Annotated in this window: 13 protein-coding genes; 9 read left to right on the top strand and 4 right to left on the bottom strand. The window is 62.6% G+C overall.

Annotated elements, in window-relative coordinates; all coding sequences use genetic code 11:
- The first annotated feature begins 74 nt into the window (after nucleotides 1-74).
- From TX24_RS07585 to yghU, 5 genes are read left to right on the top strand one after another with little or no spacing between them, the layout of a single operon-like run.
- Nucleotides 75-1,127 carry an agmatine deiminase family protein gene (locus TX24_RS07585; RefSeq protein WP_003190568.1) on the top strand — a complete coding sequence of 351 codons (1,053 nt, stop codon included), beginning with the start codon at nucleotides 75-77 and terminating at the stop codon, nucleotides 1,125-1,127.
- Nucleotides 1,128-1,131: 4 nt separating this feature from the next.
- Complete coding sequence (aguB, locus tag TX24_RS07580) at nucleotides 1,132-2,013, top strand: N-carbamoylputrescine amidase (RefSeq protein WP_057710053.1); 882 nt, start codon at nucleotides 1,132-1,134, stop codon at nucleotides 2,011-2,013.
- Entirely contained in the window at nucleotides 2,010-3,092 is a 1,083-nt protein-coding gene (locus tag TX24_RS07575; RefSeq protein WP_003190573.1) for an extracellular solute-binding protein, read from the top strand. Before aguB ends, TX24_RS07575 begins: the two co-directional genes overlap by 4 nt.
- Before the next feature lie 8 nt (nucleotides 3,093-3,100).
- Nucleotides 3,101-4,201, top strand: a complete 1,101-nt coding sequence (locus TX24_RS07570) for an agmatine deiminase family protein (RefSeq protein ID WP_003190575.1) — start codon at nucleotides 3,101-3,103, stop codon at nucleotides 4,199-4,201.
- Nucleotides 4,202-4,245: 44 nt separating this feature from the next.
- Entirely contained in the window at nucleotides 4,246-5,073 is an 828-nt protein-coding gene (gene yghU, locus TX24_RS07565; protein WP_032900551.1) for a glutathione-dependent disulfide-bond oxidoreductase, read from the top strand.
- A gap of 119 nt (nucleotides 5,074-5,192) precedes the next feature.
- Here the strand turns inward: yghU and TX24_RS07560 are convergent, their stop codons facing one another.
- From TX24_RS07560 to TX24_RS07550, 3 genes are read right to left on the bottom strand one after another with little or no spacing between them, the layout of a single operon-like run.
- Nucleotides 5,193-6,119 carry a sugar ABC transporter substrate-binding protein gene (locus tag TX24_RS07560; protein WP_057710052.1) on the bottom strand — a complete coding sequence of 309 codons (927 nt, stop codon included), beginning with the start codon at nucleotides 6,117-6,119 and terminating at the stop codon, nucleotides 5,193-5,195.
- Nucleotides 6,120-6,138: 19 nt separating this feature from the next.
- Complete coding sequence (locus tag TX24_RS07555; RefSeq protein ID WP_034135331.1) at nucleotides 6,139-6,918, bottom strand: TIM barrel protein; 780 nt, start codon at nucleotides 6,916-6,918, stop codon at nucleotides 6,139-6,141.
- Entirely contained in the window at nucleotides 6,918-7,934 is a 1,017-nt protein-coding gene (locus tag TX24_RS07550) for a Gfo/Idh/MocA family oxidoreductase (RefSeq protein WP_003190580.1), read from the bottom strand. Before TX24_RS07550 ends, TX24_RS07555 begins: the two co-directional genes overlap by 1 nt.
- Before the next feature lie 187 nt (nucleotides 7,935-8,121).
- Between TX24_RS07550 and TX24_RS07545 the strand changes: the two genes are divergently transcribed.
- The gene (locus tag TX24_RS07545; protein ID WP_057710051.1) at nucleotides 8,122-10,083 is read left to right on the top strand and encodes a sigma-54 interaction domain-containing protein; all 1,962 of its coding nucleotides are present in this window, start codon (nucleotides 8,122-8,124) and stop codon (nucleotides 10,081-10,083) included.
- An 18-nt stretch (nucleotides 10,084-10,101) separates the two neighbouring features.
- Here TX24_RS07545 and TX24_RS07540 read toward each other — a convergent pair whose 3' ends face one another.
- Complete coding sequence (locus TX24_RS07540) at nucleotides 10,102-11,151, bottom strand: LacI family DNA-binding transcriptional regulator (protein WP_057710050.1); 1,050 nt, start codon at nucleotides 11,149-11,151, stop codon at nucleotides 10,102-10,104.
- Between the two features lie 161 nt (nucleotides 11,152-11,312).
- On the opposite strand from TX24_RS07540, the gene TX24_RS07535 reads away from it, so the two are divergent.
- From TX24_RS07535 to TX24_RS07525, 3 genes are read left to right on the top strand one after another with little or no spacing between them, the layout of a single operon-like run.
- Nucleotides 11,313-12,407, top strand: coding sequence for a fatty acid desaturase family protein (locus TX24_RS07535; RefSeq protein ID WP_057710049.1), 1,095 nt, complete (start codon nucleotides 11,313-11,315; stop codon nucleotides 12,405-12,407).
- On the top strand, nucleotides 12,404-12,730 hold the full coding sequence (locus TX24_RS07530) for a MocE family 2Fe-2S type ferredoxin (protein ID WP_003190586.1): 327 nt from the start codon (nucleotides 12,404-12,406) through the stop codon (nucleotides 12,728-12,730). Before TX24_RS07535 ends, TX24_RS07530 begins: the two co-directional genes overlap by 4 nt.
- Nucleotides 12,727-13,926 (top strand): NAD(P)/FAD-dependent oxidoreductase, encoded by a 1,200-nt coding sequence (locus tag TX24_RS07525; protein WP_057710048.1) that lies wholly within the window; start codon nucleotides 12,727-12,729, stop codon nucleotides 13,924-13,926. Before TX24_RS07530 ends, TX24_RS07525 begins: the two co-directional genes overlap by 4 nt.

Genomic DNA, 13,926 nt, shown 5'->3' with positions numbered 1-13,926 from the left:
CACCGTAGCATGCCTGTCATTAGCCCGTGGGTAGCTTTCACTGAACACAATGACTTAACTCAAAGGTACTTGTCATGCAGATGGATGAAGTTGAAAACCTGGGGTGGCGGATGCCCGCGGAATGGTGCCGGCATGCGGCGACCTGGATGGTCTGGCCTCATAACCAGGCGTTGTGGGAGAACACTTGGGGCGTGACGTTGGCGCAGGTGCAGCAGGACTTCGCGCGGGTAGCCACTGCCATTGCACGCTTTGAGCCGGTGAAGATGGTTGTCGACCCTTCGGCGGTTGCCAGTGCCATCGCCTTGTGCGGCCCGCGGATTGAACTGATTCCCCAGGCGGTCAACGACAGCTGGTGCCGCGACTCCGGCCCGTCCTTTATCTGTCACCCGCAACAGGGGCTGGCCGGTGTGAGCTGGCGCTTCAATGCCTGGGGCGCAAAGTCGGCCCATGAATGGGATGAAAGCCTGGCCCGTCGAGTGCTCAATCACCTCGGGCTTGTCTGCTTCGGCATGCCGTTGAGCAATGAGGGCGGTGCCCTCCATGTGGACGGCGAGGGCACCTTGATCACCACCGAATCGGTGCTGCTCAATCCCAACCGCAACCCTGGCGTGACCAAGGCTGACATCGAGGAGGTGTTCGCGCGCTGGCTGGGTATCAAGAAGACGATCTGGTTGCCCGGCGACCCGAACTACGTTACCGGCGACATGACGGATGGGCATGTCGACGGCATCTGCGCGTTCGCCCGCCCCGGCGTGTTGCTGGTGGACGCGACCCACGACCACAGCTCGGTCTATGCCCAAGTTGCGCGGGAAAATCGTCGCGTCCTGGAATTGGCCACCGACGCTCAGGGCCGTCGTTTTGAGCTGATCGAGCTGTATGAGGCTACCGAGGCCGTGAACACTGACGCCGAGGTGTTCTGCGCCTCCTACACCAACTTCTATATCGCCAATGGCGCAATCATCATGCCTGCCTATGGAATCGCCGCGGATCAGGTCGCGGCCAATGTCCTGGGCCAGGCTTTTCCGGACCGCGAGATCGTACCGGTGCGCATCAACCACCTGGCCCATGGCGGCGGCGGTGTGCATTGCATCACCCAACAACAGCCTGCCTGGCCATTGAAGGGGTAATGCCATGCGTCTATTGACGATTGCCACTACCCAGATGCCTTGCACCTGGGATTTACCGAGTAACCTCGACCGCGCCGAGCAACTGGTGCGCGACGCAGCCGCCAAGGGCGCCCAGGTAATCCTGTTGCAGGAGCTATTCGCTACGCCGTATTTCTGCATCGAACAACGGCATCAGCACCTGGCCTTGGCCGAGGAGTATCAGCACAGCCAAGTGCTCAAACGCTTTGCTGCATTGGCCAAGGAGTTAGGCGTCGTGCTGCCACTGAGCTGGTTCGAAAAAGCCGGCAATGCGTTCTTTAACTCCCTGAGTGTGGCGGACGCTGACGGGCGATTGCTTGGGGTGTACCGCAAGAGCCATATTCCCAACGCCATCGGCTACCAGGAGAAGGAATATTTTAGCCCCGGTGACACCGGTTTTCGCGTGTGGGACAGCGCCTTCGGGCTCCTGGGCATCGGTATCTGCTGGGACCAGTGGTTTCCGGAAACCGCGCGCTGCCTGGCATTACAGGGCGCCGAGGTACTGCTGTTTCCCACCGCCATCGGTTCGGAACCCGGCTGTGCCAGCCTCGATTCCCGCGACCATTGGCAGATGACCATGCGCGGGCACGCGGCGGCCAACCTGCTGCCGGTGGTGGCGGCCAACCGCGTCGGGCGCGAAGTGGCGAACAGTAATGCGAGCCTGCAAATGGATTTTTATGGTTCATCGTTTATCTGCGATCACAAAGGCAAGCTGTTGGCCGAAGCCGACCGCGACAGCACGGGCGTACTCGTGCACAGCCTGGACCTGGCCACCATGGGCGAAGAGCGCCTGACCTGGGGCATATACCGTGACCGTCGCCCGGACTTGTACGGTGCGCTGCTGACCCTGGATGGGCGCCTATCATGAAACGCCTGTTGAGCTGTGCCCTCATCCTCACCAGCGCCTGTGCCGTGGCTGATGACAAGACCTTGAAGCTGTATAACTGGGCCGATTATTTTGCCCCTGACACCTTGTCCAGGTTCACCGCCGAAACCGGTATCCAGGTGATCTACGATGTGATGGACAGCAGTGAAACCCTGGAAGCCAAGCTGATGGCCGGAGGCAGTGGCTATGACTTGATCTTCCCAGGCGACACAGTGGCCGAGCGCCTGATGCGTGCCGGCAGCCTGCAGGCCCTGGACCCTGCCAGGCTCACGGCCCTGGGGGACATTGAACCGGGCCTGCAGGCGTTGCGTGCGCACTACGTCAATTCAAACAAGGCCACGGTGCCCTATACCTGGGGCACCATCGGCCTGACCTACAACACCGAGCAGATCCTCCAGCGCCTGCCGAACGCGCCGGTCAACAGCCTCGATCTACTGTTCAAGCCCGAGTTTGCCGCCCAATTCGCCGATTGCGGCATCTCCCTGATTGACTCGCCGGATGAAGTGCTCGCGGTGGTGCTTAACTACCTGGGCCGCGACCCGCGCAGTGCCAAGCCCGAAGATCTGGCTGCGGCCAGTGCACTGTTGCTCAAGCTGCGCCCCTTTATTCGCAAGTTCCAGTCGCAACCGGTGACCGATCTGGTCAACGGCAACCTGTGCCTGTCCCTGGGCTACAGTGGCGACATGACCCAGGCCCAGCGTGCCGCCGATGCGGCCGGCAAGGCGGTGACCTTCGGCTATCACATCCCCCGCGAGGGCACGACAGTCTGGATGGACACCATGGCGATTCCCGTCGATGCCCGGCACCCGGAATACGCCTACGCTTTTATCAACTTTGTGATGCGCCCGCAGAACATGGCCGCTATCACCAACCTGACCGGCTATCCCACCGCCAATGCCAAGGCGCGACCGCAGGTGGAGGCCAGTCTGCGCGACAACCCGGATATTTACCCAGATGCCGCCACCTTTGAACGGTTGATCGCTGGCAAAGATATCCCCCAGGCCGATATGCGTGCACGTATGCGCGTATGGACTAAATTCAAGACCGCCCCTCTTCAGTAGAGACCCCCATGCCAACCCGTCGAACCTTCCTCAAACACACCAGCGTGGTCGCAGCGATGAGCCTGATTGCTCCTTACGTACGTGCCGCTGTCAGTGGCCGCTTCTATATGCCCGACGAGGGTGAAAAACACCGCCAGGCGTTTATCGCCTTTGGTGCCCAGGAGGCCATCTGGGAGGACTTTACCGCCGATGTTCAAGCAGCGCTGGGCCGTATCGCCCGGGCGATTGCCGAGTATGAGCCGGTGACCGTGTTTTGCCGTGGAGACGAGCGGGTGCTGGCGGAAAAACATTGCGGCACGCGCAACATCACCTTTGTCGAGACCGAGCTGGACGACATCTGGATACGCGACACCGGCGCCAATTTCGTGATTGATGGCACCGGAGCGCTGGGGGCGGTGGATTTCAACTTCAACGGGTGGGGCAACAAACAGCAGCACGCCGAGGATGCGCAACTGGCTGCCCAGATTGCCGAACACACTGGGGCCCGCTACTGGCGCAGCGAACTGGTGGGCGAGGGCGGTGGCATTGAAGTGGATGGCCTGGGCACCGGCATCATGACGCAAAGCAGTTGGATCAATCGCAATCGCAACCCCGACTGGAGCCAGGCTGAGGTGGAGGCCGAACTCAAGGAGCGCCTGGGCTTGCGTAAAATCATTTGGCTGCCGGGTATCAAGGGCAAGGACATCACCGACGCCCACGTGGATTTCTACGCACGCTTTGTGTCTCCCGGCGTGGTGCTGGCCAATCTCGACACCGACCCGCAGTCCTATGACCACAAGGTCACCCTGGCACACCTGGAAATGCTCAAGAACGCCACCGACGCCGATGGTCGCCCGTTGCAGGTGCATACCGTATCGCCGCCGCTCAAGCCGCGTAAAAGCAAGTTCAGCCAAGGCAACCCGGATTTCGCCGCGGGCTATATCAATTACTTCGTGATCAACGATGCGGTAATCGCGCCTGAGTTCGGCGACCCACTGGCGGACCGCAAGGCGCTGGAGCTGCTGTCGCGGCTGTATCCGAGCCGCAAGGTGGTGCAGATCAATATTGACGCTATCGCAGCGGGTGGCGGTGGCATTCACTGTGTGACGAGTCATCAACCTTTGGTTTAGTCTGGAACGCTTCGTTGATCACAAGCGCCTCTGGAGCATTGATTATGACCGAGTACGTACCTGCCAAAGTCTGGACCTGGGACGCCGAAAGCGGCGGCACCTTCGCCAGCATCAACCGACCCATCGCCGGCGCCACCCACGAAAAGCCGCTGCCGGTGGGCAAGCACCCGCTGCAGTTATACTCCCTGGCCACGCCCAATGGGCAGAAGGTCACGATCCTGCTGGAAGAGCTGCTGGCCCTGGGGCACAGCGGCGCCGAATACGATGCCTGGCTGATCAAGATCGGCGACGGCGACCAGTTCGGCAGTGGCTTTGTGGCGGTGAATCCGAACTCGAAGATTCCTGCACTGATGGACCACAGCGGCGCCACGCCGATTCGCGTGTTCGAATCAGGCGCGATTTTGCAGTACCTGGCCGAGAAGTTCGGTGCGTTCCTGCCAACGGAGCCCGCCGCCCGGGCTGAATGCCTGTCGTGGCTGTTCTGGCAGATGGGCAGCGCGCCTTACCTGGGGGGCGGCTTTGGGCATTTCTATGCCTATGCGCCAAGCAAGATGGAATACCCGATCAACCGCTTCGCCATGGAGACCAAGCGCCAACTGGATGTGCTGGATAAGCGCCTGGCGGTCAGCCAATACATCGCCGGGGATGAATACACCATTGCCGACATCGCGATATGGCCTTGGTACGGTGGGTTGGTCAAAGGCCGTTTGTATGGCGCGGCGGAGTTTTTGTCGGTGCATGAATACAAACATGTGCAGCGCTGGGCGGATGCGATTGACGCACGGCCGGCGGTGCAGCGTGGACGGCGGGTGAACCGGGTGTCGGGCGATGATCAGTTGCCCGAGCGGCATGATGCACGTGACCTGGATTGATACGATAACCAGGTAGGAGCGAGCAAGCTCGCGAAAAACGTCAACGATAACGCGTGTTTCCTGGATGAGCGCGGCGTCTGGGCGTTTTTCGCGAGCAAGCTCGCTCCTACAAAGCTGCGTTATTTGTAGCGCTGCTCAAACACCTCCACCTGCTCAGGCGTGATCAGCTCAAATGGCACCCACACCTGTGCGTCAACTTGCTCGCCCTTGATCATCCGCACCGCCGCTTGCACGGCCTGGGTAGCCTGGGCCTTGGGGTCCTGAAACACTGAGCCCGCCAACAACCCGCGCTTGATCGCCGCCAGGCCATCGGGCAAGCCGTCGATGCCGACAATCGCAATCTCGCCCTTGGCCTTGCCCGCTTGCTGCAAGGCCATGGCCGCGCCAATCGCCATTTCATCGTTGTTGGCGACAATGGCATTGAACGCGGTGCCGGCCAGCAACCAGTTACTGGTCAGGTCCATTCCCTTGCTGCGCTGCCATTCGGCGCTTTGCTGCTCGACGACCTTGATCCCCGGGAAGTCCTTGAGCACCTGTTTGACCCCCTCGGTGCGGTCATGGGTGGCGTTCTGTGCAAGGTCGCCCATGATGATCGCCACATTGCCCTTGCCGCCCAGTTTTTGTGCGAGATAGCGCATCTGCAATTGCCCCGCTTCGATGTCGTTGGAGGCCACCGTAACCACGCCCTCAGGCAGCGTACGCTCATCCGGGTGGCGGTTGACGTACACCAGCGGCGTCTTCGCCGCCACGGCGGCGCGGGTGATGTTGGCGGTGGCAGCGGTGTCCACCGGCAGCACGATGACCGCATCGACTTTCTGGTTGAGAAACCCTTCGACCTGATTGAGCTGGCGCACCACATCGCCCTGGGCGTCTTCGAATTGGATCTGCACGTCCTGGTGTTTCGCTGCCGCCTCCAGGCCGGTGCGCACATAGGTCATGAAGTTATCGTCCACCCGGGCAATGCTCACGCCGATGCGATAGGCAGCGAAGGTCCACTGGCTGAACATCAATAACAGCGCGGCCACTAGTAATGAATAACGGTGCATGAGGCTGTTCCTTTTATTGTTATAGGGTGAATGCCTGGCGGAAACGCTCCAGGGCCGTCTCGCTGTCGCCGCTGGCCCAGCCCTCCAGGCCGACCACACCGGTGTAACCCATGGCGTGCAAGGCCCGGGCAATGGCCGGGTAGTGGATCTCGCCCGTGCCGGGCTCCTTGCGCCCAGGCACGTCAGCCACCTGGATTTCGCCGATGGCGCTGCCAGCGCGCTGGATCAATTCGATCAGGTTACCTTCGCCAATCTGCGCGTGGTACAGGTCCAGGTTCATCTTCAAATGCGGGCTGCCGACGGCTTCGATCAGGGCCAGGGTGTCGTCGGCACGTGCAAACGGTGTACCTGGGTGGTCGACGGCGGTGTTGAGGTTTTCCAGCAGGAACACGCGGCCGGCGTCTTCCCCCAGGCGCGCGATTTTCTCCAGGCTTTTGCATGCGCTCAGCCACATGCGCCCGGTGGTGTGGCTGACGGGCTGCACGGGCAGGCCGCCTTCACCCAGGCCCGTGCCATGCAGGTTGAGGCAGGGGCAATTGAGTCGCTCGGCAATGCCCAGCGACTCACGGGCGCTGTCGAGCAATTGGCGGATGCCGTCGGGGTCGGTGAGGGTGCCGCTGAGGTAGCCGGTCATCGAGGTGAAGTCCGCGCCCGTCGCCGCCAAGGCGTTGATGTCCTTGTCGGCCCAACTCCAGATTTCGGCGCTGAAGCCCAGGGCATGAATACGTTTAACGCGTTCGATGAAAGGCAGGTCGAGGAACACCATTTCGGCGCTGACGGCCAATTTGAACGGCATCATCAAAGGGCTCCTTGAACGGCCACGGCCTTGCCGGTTTGGTACGACTCAATGCAGGCACGGGCAATTGCCAGGGCTGCACGCGCATCTTCACCGCTGGCCAGGGGCTTGGCGCCGCTGCGCAGGCAGTCGACAAAGTGGTTGAGCTCGGCGATGTAGGCGTCGCGCAGCAGGTCGGTGTCCATCCGCTGGGTGTCTGCCTGGATGCCCTCGGCCAGGTAGCGCACCAGGTCGCAGTCGTTAAGGCTGCCCATGCTCAGCATGCCCTTGCTGCCGAACACTTCGCCGCGCACGTCGTAGCCATACACGGCCTGGAAGCTGGCTTCGGCGGTGGCAATGGCGCCGTTGTCAAAGCGCAGGGTGACCACGGCGGTGTCGAGCAAGCCTTGGCTTTTGAATTGCGGGGCAATCAGCGCGTCGGCCATCACCTGCACCTGGACCACTTCGGCCCCAGGGTTGAGATAGCGCAGGGTGTCGAAGTCGTGGATCAGGGTTTCGAGGAAGATCACCCATTGCGGTGAGTTGGCCGGGTTGTTCAGCGCCGGGTCGCGGGTCAGCGAGCGTAGCAGCTGTGGCGTGCCAATACGTCCGGCGACGACGTCGAGGTGCGCGGTGCGAAAGCTCTTGGCGAAGCGCCGATTGAAGCCGACCTGCAAGGGCACCCGTGCATCGGCAGCGGCGGCGATGGCGCGGTCGGCTTCGTCCAGGGTAATCGCCATGGGCTTTTCGCAGAAGATGCCCTTGCCGGCACGTGCGGCCTTGATCACCAGCTCCGCGTGGCTACGGGCAGGGGCGGCGATAAGCACGCCGTCGATGTCCGGGTCGTCCAGCAGCTGTTGCGGGTCGGTGTAGGCCTTGTCCACCCCCAGTTCCGCTGCCAGGCGAGCGGCCTGGCCTGGGACGGGATCGGCGATGGCGGCGAGGCAGGCACCGGGGATATGGCGTGCAGCGGTAAGGCCATGGAAGCTGCCCATGCGGCCGGCACCGATCAAGCCCAGGCGGATGTTCTGTGTACTCATGAAACGACCCCTTTTGTTGTTGTGGGCCCCCAGGACAGTCCTGGGTGACACAGGGGCAGGAGCAAGGCGTGTGCCAATTTATAAGTGGTTGATTTATAAAGGCGTATTATTTTAATCAAACAAAAAGTGTTCATTTTTATGACATGTCTATACTGACATGTCGAAAATATGGACATGGATAACCGCAATGACCCAGGCGTTCAGTGTGCAAGACCTCGAATACCTCACGAACCTGGGGCCTGCCGCGCTGAACGACGGGCCCATCGCCGCGTTGGAACAGGCGTGGCGAGAGTGCCTGGCTGGCCAAGTCGTGCGTCCCGACGGGGTACGCCAGGTCATCTGGGATTCCTGGCGACGCAGTGTCGAGGCGGGTATCGAGCCCGGTAACAACGACTACCGCTTTGTTGCGCCTCATGCGCTCGCGGCGACCCTGGCCCACCATCGCGCCCTGATCGCCGCCGCCGCGCAGGTCATGCATGGATTGCTGGCTTACAACCCGCGCGGGCATATCAACCTCACGGACGCCGATGGGACGACCTTGTACTTCTGCGGGCTGGACATCACCCCGGTGGGCAGTCGCTTGCTCGAATCGGTGCAAGGCACCAACTGCACCGGCCTGGCCCTGGCCGAAGATCGCCTGGTGTATGTGCTGGCGGAAGAAAATTTCGCCAGCGGCCTGCGCCAGCGCCACATGCACTGCGCCGCCGCGCCGATCAAGGATGCCCAAGGCCAGACCCTGGCCATGCTCACCCTGACCGCCGAGCCCGGCTGGTTTCACTTCCATACCCTGGGCACCGTTCAAGCGGCGGCCGAAGCGGTGTCGCGGCAGATGGCGCTGCAGCTGTTGCTGGAAGAACAACAGGCCGTGCTCGAAGTGCTCAACGAAGGTTTGGTGGTGCTCGATGAGCGTGGCTGCGTCAAGGCGCTCAACCGTTATGCGCGGCACCTGTTCGGGGTGGGGCGCGAGTTGATCGGCAGTCCTTTCCAGCGCCTGGGCCGCAGTGAACTGAGCGACGCGCTGGGTGAGCCTGCGCGTGACCTCGATTGCACCTTCCACCTGCACGACGGCAGCCAACTCGCCTGCCTCGTTTCGCTATGTCCACTGGAGCAGGGTGGGGTGATTGTGTCGGTGCGCGAAAACCGCCGTATCCGCGAGATTACCCGGCGCATTATCGGCACCCAGGCCCGCTATACCTTCGAGACCATCCTGGGCACCTCGCGGGCGATACAAGACGCTCTGCACCTGGGGCGCATTGCCAGTCGCAGCGAGTCCACCACCTTGATCCTCGGCGAAAGCGGCACCGGCAAGGAACTGTTTGCCCAAGCCATTCATAACGGCAGCGAGCGTTGTAACGGTCCGTTTGTGGCGGTCAACTGCGGCGCGATCCCACGGGACCTGGTGCAAAGTGAACTGTTCGGCCACGTCGAAGGCGCATTCACCGGCTCGGCGCGGGGTGGGGCTGCAGGCAAGTTCGAACTGGCGGATGGCGGCACCATCTTCCTGGATGAAATCGGCGACATGTCCTTCGACGCCCAGGTCAGCCTGCTACGGGTTTTGCAGGAGGGTGAAATCACCCGCGTCGGGGCCAAGCAATCGCGGCAAGTCGACGTGCGCATCATCGCGGCTACCCATCGCAACCTGAGCCAGGCGGTGGCCGAGGGCGCGTTTCGTGAAGACCTTTACTACCGACTCAACGTGCTGAACCTGAGCGTGCCGCCACTGCGTATGCGCCGTGACGATATCCCACTGCTGGCGCGCCACTTCCTGCAGCGCTGTGCCCGCTCGCTCCGTAAAGCCGTGCAAGGTTTCACCCCGGATGCGTTGGCGTTGCTGTCAGCCCATGGTTGGCCGGGCAACGTGCGGGAACTGGAGAACGTCATTGAGCGGGCGACCAACCTGGCGATGGGCGAGCTGATCCAATCGGCTGATTTGCCGTTGGAAACCCCGCAACGCACCACGTTGCGCGCCTACCAGCCCCAGCCCGCGCAGGATTTGAGCAGCCATGAAATGCACGCCATCGTTGCCGCGCTCACCAGCACCCGCGGCAACATTCGCCTGGCCGCACAGCAACTGGATGTGTCGCGGGGCGGGCTGTACAACAAAATGAGTCGGTTTGGCTTGAGCGCCGCCGATTTCCGTGAGCGCTGAAACCTCAAGCCAACCCGATCAGTTGCACAGGTTTTCCGAGGTCACTATCTGCGGCGGTATATGCACGCGGTGCCTCAAGGGGTCAAACCCCTCATCACTCTGCAAGCGCACCAGCAACTCCACCAGCGCCACGGCCGTCTGCCGTGGCTGCGAGTCCATCACCACATCAATCAAGCCGTTGCTCAATGCCTGACGCGACAACGGCGTGGACTCTTGCAGGATGCAGCACAGCGCCGGGCGCTTGGGCAGTTGCGCCAAGGCGTTGATCACACCGTCGCCACCCCCGCCGACCACGCATAACCCACGCAGGTCGGTATGACGGCTGAGCAGGTCGAGGGTGGCTTCTTCGGTGATGTCGCAGTTGTCCAGGTTGATCAGCGGCTCCAACGGCTTGAGCCCCGGCGCGTGTTCGGCCAGGTAGCTGTGCAAGCCCTCGACCCGTGCCTGATGGCCGAGAAAACGATGGCCGCCCAACAGGATGCCCACGCTGCCTTTGCGTGCGCCGCAGGTGCGCGCCAGCAGCCAGCCCATGGTGCGCCCGACCACGTGGTTGTCCTGGCCCACATAGGGTTCGGCGGCGTGTTCATGGATGTCCGAGAGCAGGGCAACCACCGGCACGCCCGCTGTGCGGATCTGCGCCAGGCAGGCGTTGATCAATGGGTGGGCGAAGCTGACCACCGCGAGGGCGTCGCACTGCACGGCCAGTTGTTCGATTTGCGCGACGATGGCGCCGGGCGTGCGGTCGTTGATGTAGTCGAACCGGCAGCTAAGGTTGGCGGTGGCGTGATGCTGCGCTGCCTCGCTGATGGCGTGGGCCAACTGCGCATAGAAGGCTTGGGCGGTCCCCAGCAACAGCACGCCAAAACGGTAGGTGGGCCGCCGTTCGCGAATGCGCTGGCCGATCAGCCGTGCGGCGAAATAGCCCACCGCTTCGGCAGCCTGGAACACCTGTTCGGCCGTGCCGGGGTTGACCGGCGCGCGGGCGTTCAACACGCGGTCGACGGTGGCTACGCTGAGCCCCGCATGGGCGGCGACGGTGGCGATGGTTGGGCGTTTGTTGTTGTGCATGGCAGGCCCCTTGAGCGTCTTGATAGAAAACTATCAAGCCCCGCTGGGCCTGGATGATAGCTTGATAGGGAATGGATTCAAGGCCTTGAGGGTGATTTAGCCGCGCTCTATGGTTGGTTTCGCAACGCCCCTGAAACCCACGCTTGCGGAGAACAATAACAATGCCTGGACACACCGCTCACCGCGCTCGGCGCGACTACAGCCTCACCGGCCCCGAAGCGGCCCGCGCCGCCGACAAGGGCCTGGTCTCGGCCCGTTGGTACCAGTCGCCCATCCCGCGCAATCGCATGAAAGCCCTGATGCAACGCCGCGACGCTCCGGCTGTGCTCGACACCGCCCTGTGGTGCTCGACGTTGTTGGCCACCGGTGTCGGCGGCTACTGGTTCTGGGGCAGTTGGGCCTGCGTGCCATTCTTTATCGCTTATGGTGTGCTCTACGGCACGGCCTCCAACCCGCGCTGGCACGAAACCGGCCACGGCACGGCGTTCAAGACCCGCTGGATGAACGATGCGCTGTATCAGGTGGCGAGCTTCATGTGCCTCTTCGAACCCCACGTGTGGCGCTGGAGCCATGCCCGTCATCACACCGACACCATCGTCGTCGGCCGTGACCCCGAGATCGTCGAACCGCGCCCGCCCAGCTTATGGATGATGGCCCTCAGCCTGTTCAACCTGCCCCTGGCCTGGAAGACCTTCAGCGGCGTGGCCCGCCATGCGCTCGGGCGGATGAGTGCCCAGGAGCGCGACTTCATCCCCGAATCCGAGTGGCCCAAGGTGTACCGAGATGCACGTATCTGGGTCGGCCTCTACGCGGTGATCATTGGCACTGCGCTGTACCTGCACAGCTGGTTGCCGCTGATGCTGGTGGGCCTGCCCAGCCTCTATGGCGCGTGGCTCGGCTACCTGTTTGGCCTCAGCCAGCACGTGGGCCTGGCCGAAGATGTGCTCGACCACCGCAGCAATTGCCGCACCATCTACATGAACCGCGTGCTGCGCTTTATCTACATGAACATGAACTACCACCTCGAACACCACATGTACCCGATGGTGCCGTACCACGCGCTCAGCCAACTGCACGAAGAGATCCGCAGCGACTGCCCGCCGCCGTATGCCAACCTGTGGCAGGCCTACCAGGAAATCATTCCGACGATCTGGCGCCAGCGCAGCGACCCCAGCTACTTCGTCCAACGCCCCACCCGTGGCGAGCAAGCTCGCTCGCCACAGGGTGAAAGCCAGTCATTGGAGATAAATGCATGAACGATCAATGGATCGACGTCTGCGCCGTGGGCGAAATAGAAGCAGAAGACGTGCTGCGCTTCGACCACGGCGCGCAGACCTACGCGGTATTCCGTTCTGCCGATAACCAATTCTTCGCCACCGCCGGCCTGTGCACCCACGAGAAAATCCACCTGGCCGACGGCCTGGTGATGGACCATGTGATCGAGTGCCCCAAGCACAACGGGCGCTTTGATTACCGCACTGGCAAGGCTCTGGGCGCGCCGGTGTGCGTCAACCTCAAGACCTACCCCGTGCGGGTGGATGCGGGGCGGGTGCAGCTCGCCGTCACGGCCGAAGGATGAACGCGCCCCTGATCATCGTCGGCGCCGGCCATGCTGGTGGCCGTGCGGCACTGACTTTGCGTGAAGAAGGCTACAGCGGGCGCTTGATCCTGATCGGCGATGAAGCGCATCTGCCCTACGAGCGGCCACCGTTGTCCAAGGGTTTGCTGCAAGGCTCGACCGACCTGGCGCAATGCAGCCTGTGCGACAGCCACCAGTTTGCGGCGCTCGGTATCGAGCATATCGCTGCCAACCCGGTCAGCCGCCTGGAGCCGCAGCACCACCGGCTGCAACTGGCCGACGGCCAGTGGTTGAGCTATGCCGGCCTGCTGCTGGCCACCGGAGGCCGGGCGCGGCGTTTGCCCCAAGAGCAGGCGAATGTCTTTTATCTGCGCACCCACGATGAAGCCTTGGCCCTGCGCGATGGGCTGCGTCCTGGCGCTCGGCTGGTGGTGGTTGGCGGTGGATTTATTGGCTTGGAGGTGGCGGCGACGGCGCGGGGCCTGGGCTGCGAGGTCACAGTGTTGGAAGCCGGGCCACGGCTGGCAGGGCGGGTGTTGCCGCCGGCGATCAGTGAGGCGCTGCTGGCATTGCACCGTGAACAAGGTGTGGACGTGCGTTTGGACGTCGCCCTGGAGTGCATCCACGCCGACGCCGTGCAACTGGTCGACGGGCAACGGCTGCCCTGCGACCTGGTGGTGGTCGGCATCGGCATGCAGCCCAACATCGAGTTGGCCGCAGCGGCAGGCTTGGACGTCGGGCAGGGCATACGTGTCGACGCGCACCTGCGCACCAGTGCGGCGGATATCTACGCGGCGGGAGACGTGTGCGAGTTTCGCCTGGAGGGCCTTTATCAACGGCAAGAAACCTGGCGCAACGCCGAAGCCCAGGGCCGTCTCGCGGCGTTGAACCTGCTGGGGCGGGCGTTAGCGTACGAGACGATCCCGGGTTTTTGGTCCGATCAATACGCGTGGGGTTTGCACACCGTCGGGGTGATGGCGGCACTGACGGTTCGCCGGGATTTGCCCGACGGTGGTCTGCTGCTGTTCTACCTTGACGACCATCACCGTTTGCAGGGCGCCTGCGGTTGGGCCTTGGGTAACCGCGCAGCCAAGGACATCAAACTGTGCGAGCGCTTGATCACCGCCCACATCCCGCTCAACCCGGCCAGCCTGGCCGACCCTGACGTCTCCCTGAAGCAACTACTGCGAGGCTGA

Source organism: Pseudomonas lactis (assembly GCF_001439845.1).
Lineage (GTDB): Bacteria > Pseudomonadota > Gammaproteobacteria > Pseudomonadales > Pseudomonadaceae > Aquipseudomonas > Aquipseudomonas lactis.
This window is presented reverse-complemented; position numbering and strand designations above follow the sequence as displayed.